This window comes from Citrobacter sp. RHBSTW-01013, assembly GCF_013781985.1.
Lineage (GTDB): Bacteria > Pseudomonadota > Gammaproteobacteria > Enterobacterales > Enterobacteriaceae > Citrobacter > Citrobacter braakii.
Map to the genome: position 1 here is coordinate 3906132 of NZ_CP056185.1, position 14277 is coordinate 3920408.

Annotated in this window: 10 protein-coding genes; 5 read left to right on the plus strand and 5 right to left on the minus strand. The window is 55.3% G+C overall.

What is annotated here, in order from left to right:
* Positions 1–25: 25 nt before the first annotated feature.
* Positions 26–634 (minus strand): class I SAM-dependent methyltransferase, encoded by a 609-nt coding sequence (locus HV350_RS18810; RefSeq protein ID WP_181629116.1) that lies wholly within the window; start codon positions 632–634, stop codon positions 26–28.
* Between the two features lie 164 nt (positions 635–798).
* Between HV350_RS18810 and HV350_RS18815 the strand changes: the two genes are divergently transcribed.
* The 4 genes from HV350_RS18815 (at position 799) to HV350_RS18830 (ending at position 6820) form a co-directional block, all read left to right on the plus strand.
* Positions 799–1881 (plus strand): LacI family DNA-binding transcriptional regulator, encoded by a 1083-nt coding sequence (locus HV350_RS18815; protein WP_181629117.1) that lies wholly within the window; start codon positions 799–801, stop codon positions 1879–1881.
* Between the two features lie 121 nt (positions 1882–2002).
* Complete coding sequence (locus HV350_RS18820) at positions 2003–5086, plus strand: beta-galactosidase (protein ID WP_181629119.1); 3084 nt, start codon at positions 2003–2005, stop codon at positions 5084–5086.
* A 52-nt stretch (positions 5087–5138) separates the two neighbouring features.
* Complete coding sequence (locus HV350_RS18825) at positions 5139–6392, plus strand: MFS transporter (RefSeq protein WP_094761422.1); 1254 nt, start codon at positions 5139–5141, stop codon at positions 6390–6392.
* Positions 6393–6547: 155 nt separating this feature from the next.
* The gene (locus HV350_RS18830; protein ID WP_016151950.1) at positions 6548–6820 is read left to right on the plus strand and encodes a YceK/YidQ family lipoprotein; all 273 of its coding nucleotides are present in this window, start codon (positions 6548–6550) and stop codon (positions 6818–6820) included.
* A gap of 44 nt (positions 6821–6864) precedes the next feature.
* Here the strand turns inward: HV350_RS18830 and prpE are convergent, their stop codons facing one another.
* From prpE to prpB, 4 genes are all read right to left on the minus strand, one after another.
* Positions 6865–8751 carry a propionate--CoA ligase gene (prpE, locus tag HV350_RS18835; protein WP_181629120.1) on the minus strand — a complete coding sequence of 629 codons (1887 nt, stop codon included), beginning with the start codon at positions 8749–8751 and terminating at the stop codon, positions 6865–6867.
* 39 nt (positions 8752–8790) lie between these two features.
* Entirely contained in the window at positions 8791–10242 is a 1452-nt protein-coding gene (locus HV350_RS18840) for a bifunctional 2-methylcitrate dehydratase/aconitate hydratase (protein WP_016151948.1), read from the minus strand.
* A gap of 38 nt (positions 10243–10280) precedes the next feature.
* On the minus strand, positions 10281–11450 hold the full coding sequence (gene prpC / locus HV350_RS18845) for a 2-methylcitrate synthase (RefSeq protein WP_016151947.1): 1170 nt from the start codon (positions 11448–11450) through the stop codon (positions 10281–10283).
* An 80-nt stretch (positions 11451–11530) separates the two neighbouring features.
* Positions 11531–12412 carry a methylisocitrate lyase gene (gene prpB, locus HV350_RS18850; protein WP_016151946.1) on the minus strand — a complete coding sequence of 294 codons (882 nt, stop codon included), beginning with the start codon at positions 12410–12412 and terminating at the stop codon, positions 11531–11533.
* 251 nt (positions 12413–12663) lie between these two features.
* On the opposite strand from prpB, the gene prpR reads away from it, so the two are divergent.
* On the plus strand, positions 12664–14274 hold the full coding sequence (prpR, locus tag HV350_RS18855; protein WP_181629122.1) for a propionate catabolism operon regulatory protein PrpR: 1611 nt from the start codon (positions 12664–12666) through the stop codon (positions 14272–14274).
* Positions 14275–14277 lie beyond the last annotated feature (3 nt).

The window sequence follows — 14277 nt, forward strand, 5'->3', positions numbered from 1 at the left end:
GAAGGGAACGCTTAACGTTTAGAATTTAGCCACGTTTTTGCGCCAGCCAGATGGTATGCCCGGCGCAGTGCGGATCTTCCATCACCATCTCTACCACCACAAAACCGTGCTCTGACAGCAATGCGCGGTATTCATCCGGTGCGAGGCTGGCGTGAAACAGCGGTTCGCCCTCAAATTGCCCCATCGCGATACCGTTTTCCGTCCCGCTGGTAAACATCAGCGCGCTGCCGGGACGGCTGAGTCGGTCAAAAATCGGGAACATCTTTTGCTGATCCTGCTGAGTTAAATGGAAAAAACTGTCCCAGGCGATCAGACCATCGAAAGTCTCGTTAAGTCCCAGCTCGCGCATATCCTGCTCCAGCCAGCGCTGTGCGGGAAAAGAGTGCCGGGCCCGCGCCAGCATCGCCGCAGAACCATCAATTCCCGTAAGCGGAAAGCCTTGCTGAATAAAATAACCAGCAATCGGCTGGCCGTTGCCGCAGCCAATATCCACAATGCTGCCCTGTCCGCCCATCACGGTGATGAACTTATCCAGCCAGCTTTTCTCGAACAGTGCGCGTGAACGCTGGCTGGCAAAGGCCTCCGCATGACGTTGGTAGATGGACAGAATGTTGTTTGCCGCAGAGTCGCTCACGATGTCCTCACTTTTTTATTCTGTTAAGCATCACGACGATAAATCCTCCAGCACACGATCCGCAACCCTGGAATGCGCCTCGCAGAACCAATGCGCAAATACCCCAAAACCGTCCCGCTGTGGCATCATAGCGCGCAGATAACGTCATGACAGGGGTGATAAACGTGAAACCGGTAACGCTATACGATGTGGCAGACCATGCAGGAGTCTCTTACCAGACCGTCTCGCGCGTCGTGAATCAGGCCAGCCACGTTTCCGCAAAAACCCGACAGAAAGTTGAGGCCGCGATGGCGGAGCTCAATTACATCCCCAACCGCGTCGCACAGCAGCTGGCGGGCAAACAGACGCCGCTGATTGGCGTCGTGACGGCGAACCTTGCCCTGCACGCCCCCTCGCAAATCGTTGCCGCCATAAAATCCCGCGCCGACCAGTCCGGGGCCAGCGTGGTGATCGCCATGGTCGAACGTAGCGGCGTTGAGGCATGTAAAGCCGCAGTCCACAACCTGCTTTCTCAACGCGTAACCGGGCTTATCATCAACTACCCGCTCGATGAAGAAGACGCCATTGCCGTGGCTGCCGCCTGCGGTACGGTGCCGGTGCTGTTTCTCGATGTCTCAGATCAGACGCCAATTAACAGCGTGATTTTCTCCCATGACGACGGCGCACGTCTCGGCGTTGAACATCTGGTGCAGCATGGGCATCAGCGTATCGCCCTGCTGAGCGGGCCACACACTTCGGTTTCGGCAAGGCTTCGCCATGCGGGGTGGCATAAATATCTGGCGCACTACCAGCTGCAACCCACCGCGGAGCTGGAAGGCGACTGGAGCGCGATGTCAGGTTTTCAGCAAACGCTGCATATGCTTAATGGTGGTAATCTCCCCACGGCCATGCTGGTCGCTAACGATCAAATGGCGCTGGGCGCGATGCGGGCAATCAGCGAGTTCGGTCTGCGGGTGGCGGTTGATATCTCGGTGATCGGCTACGATGACACCGAAGACAGCGCCTGCTACATCCCACCACTGACCACCATCAGGCAGGATTTTCCGTTACTGGGTGAAACCAGCGTCGACAGACTGCTGCAACTTCCCCGTGGGACCTCAAGCGTGGGCAACCAACTGCTGCCCGTAACCCTGGTTAAGCGCAATACGGTTCTGCCTCCCGATACGCAAACCCTCTCACCCCAGGTGCTGGCCGACTCACTGCTCCAGCTAGCGCGGCAAGTTTCGCAGCTCACACCCAAATTGTGAACGCATAACAATTATGTGAGTCAGTTCACCCATTGAGCGCCCCATCCTTTACAGTTGGGATCGCTTATTCGTATTTTGATTGAAATTGTGAGCGAATAACAAATTCAAACAGGATACCGTTATGAACCTGAACACAGATTCACTCTCCGCTGTACTGGCCCGCCGTGACTGGGAAAATCCCGGCGTCACGCAGCTCAACCGCCTGGAGGCGCACCCGCCGTTTTGTAGCTGGCGCTCAGCAGATGATGCGCGCACCAATCAGCGATCAACTCAGTTACGCTCGCTGAATGGCAAGTGGCAGTTCGCCTGGTTTTCCGCGCCTGAGGCCGTACCGGAAAGCTGGCTGACAAGCGATCTGCCACAGGCTGATACTATCAACGTCCCCTCTAACTGGCAGATGGACGGTTACGACGCGCCAATTTATACCAACGTCACCTACCCGATCCCGGTTAACCCCCCGTACGTTCCAGCACAGAATCCGACAGGATGTTACTCGCTCACATTCAGTATCGAAGACGCGTGGTTAGATGAAGGTCAGACGCGCATTATTTTTGACGGGGTGAATTCCGCGTTTCATTTGTGGTGCAATGGTCGCTGGGTTGGCTACGGTCAGGACAGCCGCCTGCCGTCTGAATTCGATCTTAGCGATTATCTGCTGCACGGCGAAAACCGCCTGGCTGTGATGGTGCTGCGCTGGAGCGACGGCAGTTATCTGGAAGACCAGGACATGTGGCGCATGAGCGGGATCTTTCGCGATGTATCTTTGCTGCATAAGCCCACTACGCAAATCCGCGACCTGCGCATTAACACCCGTTTTAACGACGATTTCAGCCGCGCCACGCTGGAAACAGAAGTCAGAGTGGCGGACAACGAGAGCGAAGATTTACGCGTCACCCTGCAATTGTGGGACGGTGAAACGCTCACTCACGAAACGACTTCCCCGCTCGGCAGCGAAATTATTGATGAACGCGGCGCTTATCATGATCGGGTTACCCTGCGTCTGAACGTCGAAAACCCGGCGCTGTGGAGTGCCGAAACGCCTAATCTGTACCGCGCTGTGGTCCAGTTACGTACCGCTGACGGAGCGCTGATTGAAGCGGAAGCCTGTGATGTCGGCTTTCGTCAGGTTCGTATTGAAAACGGCCTGCTGTTACTCAACGGTAAGCCGCTGTTGATTCGCGGCACCAACCGTCATGAGCACCATCCGGTCAACGGTCAGGTGATGGACGAGGCGACGATGGTGCAGGATATTCTGCTGATGAAGCAGAACAACTTTAACGCCGTGCGCTGCTCCCATTACCCGAACCATCCATTGTGGTACACCCTGTGCGATCGCTACGGCCTGTATGTGGTCGACGAAGCCAACATTGAAACCCATGGCATGGTGCCGATGAATTGCCTTACCGACGATCCCGCATGGCTGCCAGCCATGAGCCAGCGCGTCACGCGCATGGTGCAACGCGATCGCAACCACCCGAGCATCATCATCTGGTCACTGGGCAATGAATCCGGGCATGGCGCCAACCATGACGCGCTCTACCGCTGGATAAAATCAGAAGATCCGTCCCGCCCGGTACAGTATGAAGGCGGCGGCGCAAATACCACGGCGACCGACATTATTTGCCCGATGTACGCCCGCGTCGATCAGGATCAGCCCTTCCCCGCGGTACCCAAATGGTCGATTAAAAAGTGGCTGTCGATGCCCGGCGAGCAGCGTCCGCTGATCCTCTGCGAATACGCCCACGCCATGGGCAACAGTTTTGGCGGCTTCGCCAAATACTGGCAAGCGTTCCGTCAATTTCCGCGCCTACAGGGCGGGTTTGTCTGGGACTGGGTAGATCAGTCGCTGATTAAATATGATGAGAACGGCAAAGCATGGTCTGCCTACGGTGGTGATTTTGGCGACACGCCTAACGATCGTCAGTTTTGCATGAACGGCCTGGTGTTCGCCGATCGCACCCCGCATCCGGCATTATACGAGGCCAAACATGTGCAGCAGTTTTTCCAGTTTACGCTGCTGCCGGGACCCAAACGCCAGATTGAAGTAACCAGCGAATATCTGTTCCGCCACAGCGATAACGAAGTTCTGCACTGGTCGATTGCCCAGGATGGCAACCCGCTGGCCGCCGGAGAAATCGTGCTGGATATCGCCCCACAGAGTCGCCAGGTGATTACCTTACCAGATGTCCCGATGCCGGAAACCGCCGGCCAGTTATGGCTAACGGTACGCGTAGAGCAACCTCAGGCCACCGCATGGTCAGATGCCGGGCACATTAGCGCCTGGCAGCAATGGAAGCTGGAAGAGAAACTCAGCCTGGCGCCACGGCCAACTGCCCGTACCGCACCACAGCTGAACGTGAGCGAAAACACCTTTACTGTTGAGATCAACGACAAGCGCTGGCAATTCGACCGTCAGTCTGGCCTGCTGACACAGTACTGGATTGGCGACGCAGCCCAACTGTTAACCCCGCTTACTGACCAGTTCACCCGCGCGCCGTTGGACAACGACATCGGCGTGAGCGAGTCAACCCGCATCGACCCTAACGCCTGGGTCGAACGCTGGAAAGCCGCCGGTCATTATCTGGTCGAAGCAACGTTACTGCACTGTGCTGCCGACACGCTAAGCAATGCGGTACTGATCGCCACCGAACATGCGTGGCAGTATCAGGGCGAAACGCTGTTCGTCAGCCGAAAAAGCTACCGTATTGACGGCAATGGTGAGATGCAGATAACGGTGGATGTCGACGTCGCCAGCGGCACGCCACATCCGGCCCGCATCGGCCTGAGCTGCCAGCTGGCGCAGGTCGCTGAGCGCGTGAACTGGTTAGGTCTCGGCCCACATGAGAACTACCCGGATCGCCTGAGCGCCGCCTGTTTTGATCGTTGGGATTTGTCACTTGATGAGATGTACACCCCGTATGTTTTCCCTGGCGAAAACGGTCTGCGCTGCAACACGCGTGAGCTACGCTACGGCGCGCATCAATGGCGAGGGGACTTCCTGTTCAACATCAGCCGCTTTAGCCAGAAGCAACTGATGGAAACCAGCCACCGCCATCTGCTGCAACCGGAGGCAGGTACCTGGGTCAATATTGATGGCTTCCATATGGGCGTGGGCGGTGACGACTCCTGGAGTCCTTCCGTTTCACCAGAGTTCCTGCTGAGTGCCGGACGCTACCACTACCAGCTGGTCTGGGGTCAAAAATAATAATAATCGGGCAGGTTCCCCCCTGCCCGCATTCATCGTAAGGAAGTCCATTATGTATTATTTGAAAAACACTAACTTTTGGATGTTCGGCTTCTTCTTTTTCTTTTACTTTTTCATTATGGGTGCCTATTTCCCCTTCTTCCCTATCTGGTTACACGATGTAAACCATATCAGTAAAGGTGACACCGGGATCATTTTCGCCTGTATTTCACTATTTTCATTATTATTCCAGCCTGTTTTCGGACTGCTTTCCGATAAGCTTGGCCTGCGTAAACACCTGCTGTGGGTAATTACCGGAATGCTGGTAATGTTTGCCCCATTCTTTATTTACGTCTTTGGCCCGTTATTACAGGCTAATATTTTACTGGGTTCGATTGTCGGCGGGATTTACCTTGGCTTTATCTACAATGCCGGCGCTCCGGCGATTGAAGCCTATATTGAAAAAGCCAGCCGCCGAAGCAATTTTGAATTTGGTCGCGCGCGCATGTTTGGCTGCGTGGGCTGGGCGCTGTGCGCCTCAATTGCCGGGATTATGTTCACCATCAATAACCAGTTTGTCTTCTGGTTAGGTTCCGGCTGTGCGGTCATTCTGGCATTGCTGCTGCTCTTTTCAAAAACAGATGTCCCCTCTTCTGCAAAAGTTGCGGATGCGGTAGGCGCCAACAACTCAGCATTCAGTCTGAAGCTAGCGCTGGAGTTATTTAAACAACCGAAACTCTGGTTCCTCTCCCTGTACGTGGTCGGCGTTTCCTGTACGTATGATGTGTTTGACCAGCAGTTCGCCAACTTCTTTACCTCGTTCTTTGCCACCGGCGAACAGGGTACCCGTGTGTTTGGCTACGTCACGACCATGGGGGAATTACTTAATGCCTCTATCATGTTCTTTGCGCCGCTGATTGTGAACCGCATTGGCGGAAAGAACGCCCTACTGCTGGCCGGTACGATAATGTCGGTGCGGATCATCGGCTCCTCCTTCGCCACCTCTGCGCTGGAGGTCGTCATTCTCAAAACGCTGCATATGTTTGAAATACCGTTCCTGATCGTCGGTTGCTTCAAATACATCACCAGTCAGTTTGAAGTGCGCTTCTCGGCCACAATTTACCTGGTGTGCTTCTGTTTCTTCAAACAGTTAGCAATGATTTTCATGTCAGTTCTGGCCGGAAAAATGTATGAGAGTATTGGTTTCCAGGGGGCGTATCTGGTGCTGGGGATAATTGCGCTAAGCTTCACGTTGATTTCCGTATTTACCCTAAGTGGACCGGGGCCGTTTTCTCTGCTGCGTCGTCGCGAAAGCGTCACGCTGTAAAAGCCTCTTTGCCGGATACACCACTCACGTGGTTTATCCGGCCTTCGATGTGCCATCCTCACACGATGAGTCCTGACCTGGTGGTTTAAGTTCCGAGGACAACACGCCGCTTTTTTATCGTTATGGTAAAACGGGGCGAGAAGCCAGGTCATAGCATGAGCAAAAAGACGGTTGCGGTAACAACGCTCTTTATCAGCGTATTACTTACAGGATGTGGCAGCATTGATGCGCGCACGGCAGGCGAGGATTCAGATACGTATTACGTGGGTATGCGCCATGATATTGATAAACTAAAAAACCCGGGCGCTTACGATTATAACTATTTCGATTTAGCGCTGTTATTTGTTGATGTGCCGTTATCGTTCGTGGCCGATACGGTTTATGCGCCGTTTGATTACTATCACGGGCCGTATAAGAAAGTTGATTAACACGTAGGCCCGGTAAGCATTGCGCCACCGGGCATCACACGACGTTACTCCTCGATCGCCTGACGGATTTGCTGCAACGATGCGGGATCGTCAATGGTCGTTAGATCGCCAGGATCGCGGCCTTCGCAGATCGCCTGAATCGTCCGTCTGAGCATTTTGCCGGAGCGTGTTTTCGGCAGTTGCGACACAAACCAGACGTGCGCCGGACGACCAAAATTACCAATTTGACTATCCACCAGCGCCATAATCGCCTTCTCTTCCGAATGGGCAATGTCGCTGTCTTCCAGACTGTCGCTCTGTTTTGGAATAACAAACGCGACCGCCACCTGCCCTTTCAGCGCATCCTTCACGCCAACTACCGCCACTTCGGCGACGTTTGGATAGCTGGAAATACTCTCCTCTATCTCGCGCGTCCCCAGCCGGTGTCCGGCCACGTTGATCACGTCATCCGTACGGCCAAGAATGAAGTAATAGCCATCGGCATCGCGAATGCCCCAGTCAAAGGTGGCGTACACCTGGCGGGAAAACAGCGACCAGTAGGTATTCACAAACCGCGCGTCATCCCCCCAGATAGTCTGAATACAGCCCGGCGGCAGCGGCCCTTCAATCACCAGCATCCCCTTCTCGTTCGCCGCACAAGGTTCACCGGTCACCTCATTGAGCAACTGCACGTTATAGCCGTACATCGGCACGCCAGGACTGCCCAGCCGCGACGGTCGGTCGTCCAGCCCGCGGGCGATAGCCATAATCGGCCAGCCGGATTCAGTCTGCCAGTAGTTGTCGATAACCGGGACGCCCAGCGTTTCCGTTACCCAACTGGCGGTCGGTTCATCCAGCGGCTCACCCGCCAGATACAGCACCTCCAGCGAGGAGAGATCGTGATTGCGGATTTGCGCGGTCGGGAATTTTTTCAGCACGCGGATGGCGGTCGGGGCCGAGAACATCCGGCTGACCTGATACTTCTCAACAATTTTCCACCATACGCCGCAGTCCGGATACGTTGGCAGCCCTTCGTAAACCACCGTCGCCATCCCCGCCAGCAGCGGGGCATACACGATATAGGAATGCCCAACCACCCAGCCGATATCCGACGCGCAGAAGAACACGCCGCCCGCTTTGCCGCCGAAAATGGTGTCCATCGAGGTCGCCAGCGCGACCGCATAGCCACCAACGTCGCGCTGAACGCCTTTCGGTTTACCGGTTGTCCCTGAGGTGTAGAGAATGCAGGACGTTTCGTTCGACTCCAGCCAGACAATCGGCACCCGTGCGCCGAGATGCTGTTGGCGTAGCGCGGCAAAGTCGAGGTCACGCCCCTCCACCCGCGCCATTTTCGCCAGACCGCGGTCGACCAGCACCACATGACGCGGCTGATGCTGAGCCTGATCGATCGCATCATCGAGTAGCTTTTTATAGGGCAGTATCTTGCCGCCGCGCGCCCCGGCATCCGCCGAAACGATAACCACCGGTCGGGCGTCATCGATGCGCGCCGCCACGCTGTGCGAAGCAAAACCACCGAACACCACTGAATGGATCGCCCCAATGCGTGCGCAGGCCAGCAGCGTAATGTGCGCTTCGGCGATCATCGGCATATAAACCAGTACCCGATCCCCGCGCTGTACGCCGAGCGACAACAGCATCGCTGCCACAACATTCACTTCGTCATACAGCTGACGAAAGGTAAACGTGCGTTCTTCTTCGGTTTCTGATGACACCGCAATCAGCGCCAGCGCCTCGGGCTGTTTCTCCAGCCAGCGGTCGATGGCGTTATGGCACAGATTGGTCGTCCCGCCGCAAAACCAGCGGGCAAACGGCGGATTGCTGTGGTCCAGTACCTGCGTATACGGCTGCTGCCAGTCAATACGCTGGGCCTGCTCGGCCCAGAACGACTCCGGCTGCGTAATAGAACGTTGATAAAACTCGCTATAAGACATAATGCTCTCCTGTTGAACTTACGCCTGATGAGTCGGGTTTCAGATAACAAACAAATCCATATACTCATTGACCGGCATCTGCTCCAGGCGAGTTCTGTCCAGGGAGACATCCAGAATGCGCTGCTGCTGACGGGTCGGGAACTGACGCGCCAGGTTGATTTTGAACTTCTCGACCAGCTTCGGCATCCCGTCGTTACGACGGCGCGCGTGGCCGATTGGGTACTCCACCACCACTTCTTCAAAACGTGAGCCGTCGGTGAATTCCAGGGTGATGGCATTCGCGATGGCGCGTTTTTCAGGATCGTGGTAATCGGCTGTAAAGGCCGGATCTTCAAAGCAGTTGATCTTCTCGCGCAGGGTATCAATGCGTTTGTCCTGCGCCACGCCGTCTTCATAATCTGCCGCGGTTAAACGCCCGAACAGCAGCGGAATAGCGACCATATACTGGATGCAATGATCGCGATCCGCCGGGTTATTCAGCGGGCCTTTTTTATCGATGATACGGATACAGGCTTCGTGCGTACGAATGGTCACTTTTTCGATATCCGCCGCCGTTTTCCCTGCAGCCTGTAGCTGCTCGTACAGCGTCATCGCCGCCTCTACCGCAGTCTGCGAGTGGAACTCGGCCGGGAAGGAGATTTTAAACAGCACGTTTTCCATCACATAAGAGCCGTACGGGCGCTGGAAGCGGAACGATTCGCCTTTGAAAGAGACGTCATAAAAGCCCCAGGTTTTCGCCGTCAGCGCAGACGGATACCCCATCTCACCGGTTTTCGCCATTAGCGCCAGACGTACCGCGCGCGAAGTTGCATCGCCAGCTGCCCAGGATTTACGCGTGCCGGTATTTGGCGCATGGCGATAGGTACGCAGCGACTGCCCGTCAACCCACGCCAGCGATACGGCGTTGAGAATTTCATCCCGGTTCAGGCCAAGCATCTCGGCGACCACCGCCGTGGAGGCCACTTTGACCAGCAGGACGTGATCGAGACCGACGCGGTTAAAAGAGTTTTCCAGCGCGATGCAGCCCTGAATTTCATGGGCTTTAATCATTCCGGTGAGCACTTTTTTCATGGTTAACGGCGCTTTCCCCACCGCTACCGCATTGCGTGACAGCCAGTCAGCCGTAGCCAGAATGCCGCCGAGGTTATCGGAAGGATGCCCCCATTCCGCGGCCAGCCAGGTGTCGTTAAAGTCCAGCCAGCGGATCATCGCGCCGATGTTAAACGCCGCCTGCACCGGATCGAGCTGGAACTGGGTGCCCGGAACGCGCACGCCGTTCGGCACCACAGTCCCTGGGACTACCGGCCCCAGCAGTTTTTTACAGGCCGGATATTCCAGCGCTTCCAGGCCGCAGCCTAAGGTATCAAGCAGGCAATAATGCGCGGTGTCATACGCTACCGTCGAAGTGATCTCGTAATTCATGACGTAATCAACGATATCAACGATTTCACGGTCAAATTCCGGGCGGACGTTCGAAATATGTGCAGACATAACAAGGGTTCCTGTTTTTTATATTTAGAGGTTTTGCATTAGCAACGCTGATCTATCGCGACAAAGACACGATCTTCCGGGCCGGTGTAATTGGCGGAAGGACGGATAATTTTGTTGTCCTGGCGCTGTTCAATGATGTGCGCCGCCCAGCCGGTGACGCGGGCGATGACAAACAGCGGAGTGAACATTTCGGTCGGGACGCCCATCATGTTGTAGGAGACTGCCGAGAACCAGTCGAGGTTGGGGAACATCTTTTTCGTTTCCCACATCACGTCTTCCAGACGGTCGGCGATGTTGTACATTTTCAGCGAACCGCCTTCCTGAGAAAGCTGTTTCGCCACGCGCTTTATCACCTGATGGCGCGGGTCGGCGATGGTGTAAACCGGATGACCAAAGCCAATCACCACTTCTTTGTTTTCAACGCGTTTACGGATATCCGCTTCCGCTTCGTCTGGCGTTTCGTAGCGCTGTTGGATCTCCAGCGATACTTCATTCGCCCCGCCGTGTTTCGGACCACGCAGTGCGCCAATCGCGCCAATAATCGCGGAATACATATCGGATCCGGTCCCTGCAATCACGCGGCTGGTGAAGGTGGAGGCGTTGAATTCGTGTTCGGCGTACAGCACCAGCGAAATATGCATCGCTTTTTCCCAGCTTCGCGACGGCTTTTCGCCATGCAGCAGATGCAGGAAGTGGCCGCCAATGGAATCATCGTCAGTTTCAGGCTGAATACGCTCGCCGTTATGGCTGTAGTGATACCAGTACAGGAGAATAGAACTGAGCGATGCCAGCAGCTTATCGGCAATATCGCGTGCGCCGGAGACGGTATGCCCTTCTTTTTCCGGCAACGTACAGCCCAGCGCGGAGACGCCGGTGCGCATCACGTCCATCGGGTGCGAGGCAGCAGGCAGCGCTTCCAGAACGGTACGCACGTTTGCGGGCAGTCCGCGCAGCGCTTTTAATTTGCTTTTATAGGCGGTGAGCTCATCACGGGTGGGCAATTTCCCGTGGATCAGCAGGTGCGCGACTTCTTCAAATTCGCACTGCTGCGCCAGGTCGAGAATATCGTAGCCGCGATAGTGCAGGTCGTTACCGCTTTTGCCTACGGTACACAGCGCGGTATTTCCGGCGGCGACGCCTGACAGCGCAACCGATTTTTTAGGTTTAATGACATGGGTACTATTTTGCAGGATCGTTGTGTCGCTCATGTTGTCCTCGTCATTTTTATAATATGTAGGGTACAAATTTATTGCCGGATGGCAGCTACGCCTTATCCGGCCTACGACGGTTACTTCTTGGTATACAACGCGTCGAGTTTCTCTTCGAACTGGTAGTAATTGATGCTTTCGTACAGCTCGTTGCGCGTCTGCATAATGTCGATAACGCTCTTTTGCGTTCCTTCCTGGCGCAGCACGTTGTAAACCTTTTCCGCAGCGCGGTTCATGGCGCGGAAGGCCGACAGTGGATACAGCGCCATCGCGACGTTCGCGCTGCGCAGTTCATCAGTGGTGAACAGTGGCGTAGCACCAAATTCGGTAATGTTGGCGAGGATCGGCACCTGTACCGCATCAGCAAACTGACGGTACATGGCAAGCTCGGTAATGGCTTCCGGGAACAACATATCCGCGCCTGCTTCGACGTACGCCTGGGCACGATCGATGGCGGCCTCTAACCCTTCCACCGCCAATGCATCGGTCCGCGCCATGATCACAAAGTTGGGATCGGTACGCGCATCCACGGCGGCGCGGATCCTGTCAACCATCTCTTCTTTCGAGACGATCGCCTTGTTCGGGCGATGACCGCAGCGTTTGGCGCCGATCTGATCTTCAATATGCAGCGCGGCGGCACCGGCTTTGGAAATCGACTTCACGGTCCGCGCCACGTTGAAAGCTGACGATCCAAAACCGATATCCGCATCCACCAGCAATGGCAGCGGGCAAACATCAGTAATGCGGCGAATATCGGTTAGCACATCATCAAGGGTAGAAATACCGAGATCCGGCAGACCCAGAGACCCAGCCGCGACGCCGCCGCCGGAGAGATAAATCGCCTGATATCCGGCGCGTTGGGCCAGCAGAGCGTGGTTGGCGTTGATGGTGCCAACGATTTGTAATGGGTTTTCTTTGCTGAGCGCGGCGCGAAACGCCTGCCCTGGGGAGTGTAGAGACATATCCCGTCCTTTGTTATCAACTTGTTATCATTCGTTGATTTATTTAAAGCAAGGGGTATGCCAAAGACTTTAATTTTTAATTATTTTATATATTTACCTTTAAAAACAATATATTAAATTAAATCTTTGTATCTTTGTTGCACAAAAGCGTGTCAGCTATCGTTTCATGAAACGTTCCTTCACGTTTCATTGCAACATTCATGAAACACAACTAAACCCTAATACTCGGTGCCTTATTTTTTAGGATGGTTATGGCTGATACGCATCTTCCGCCGCGGGTGAACGACGACAAACCGGTTATCTGGACCGTTTCGGTCACGCGCCTGTTCGAACTGTTTCGCGACATCAGCCTGGAGTTCGACCACCTGGCAACCATCACCCCTATTCAGCTTGGTTTTGAAAAAGCGGTGACGTATATCCGCAAGAAGTTAGCCACCGAGCGTTGTGATGCCATCATTGCCGCGGGTTCCAACGGGGCGTATCTGAAAAGCCGTTTATCGATTCCGGTGATCCTGATTAAACCCAGCGGGTTTGACGTGCTACAGGCGCTGGCCAAAGCGGGAAAGCTCACCTCGTCGATTGGCGTCATTACCTATCAGGAAACCCTCCCCGCGCTGCTCGCTTTTCAAAAAACCTTCAATTTGCAGCTTGAACAGCGCAGCTATATCACGGAAGAAGATGCCCGTGGGCAAATCAACGAGCTGAAAGCCAGCGGCACGCAGGCGGTCGTCGGCGCGGGGTTGATTACCGACCTGGCTGAAGAAGCAGGCATGACCGGCATCTTTATCTATTCGGCGGCCACCGTGCGCCAGGCCTTTGTCGATGCGCTCGATATGACTCGTCTGACGCTGCGCAGAAACGGTCCGTACGTTTCCGGCGATACGCTGCGCACCCGCTATGCGCTGGGGGATATGCGCGGTCACTCGGCACAGATGGAACAGGTGCGGCACACCATTATGCTTTATGCCCGTTCGCGTGCACCGGTGCTGATTCAGGGCGAAACCGGCACGGGCAAAGAGCTGGCGGCGCAGGCAATTCATCGTGAGTTTTTCACCCGTCAGGAGAACCGGCGCGGTAAACCTTCGCCGCCGTTTGTTGCCGTCAACTGCGGGGCAATCACCGAATCATTACTGGAAGCGGAGCTGTTCGGCTATGAGGATGGCGCCTTTACCGGCTCCCGTCGGGGAGGACGCGCGGGCCTGTTTGAAATCGCCCACGGCGGAACGCTGTTTCTTGATGAGATAGGCGAAATGCCGCTGCCGTTACAAACCCGACTGTTGCGCGTACTGGAAGAAAAAGAGGTCACCCGGGTCGGAGGACATCAGCCAATTCCAGTCGATGTACGGGTGATTAGCGCCACCCACTGTCATCTGGAGCAGGAGATAAAACTGGGAGAATTTCGCACCGATCTGTTTTATCGCCTGAGTATTTTGCGCCTCACGCTACCGCCGCTACGCGAGCGATTGCCCGATATCCTGCCGCTGGCGGAAGGCTTTTTAAAACAGTCGCTGGCGGAACTGGAGGTGCCGTTTTCTGAACCTGTGCGCAAAGGGCTGGGTCTGAGTCAACCGACGTTACTGAATTATGGCTGGCCTGGGAATATCCGTGAACTGCGTAATATGATGGAGCGCCTGGCGCTGTTTTTAAGCGTCGAGCCGCAGCCGGAGCTGAACGTACAATTCCTGCAGCAGCTGTTACCGGAACTGGCCGTTGCTGCTGACGCGCCGCAGGTATCCTCATCGCTCACGCCACAGCAGGTGCTGGCGCAATTCAATGGCGATAAAACCGCGGCTGCACGATATCTCGGGGTAAGCCGAACCACCTTCTGGCGCAGATTAAAAGAAAACCCGCCGATACAATGACCG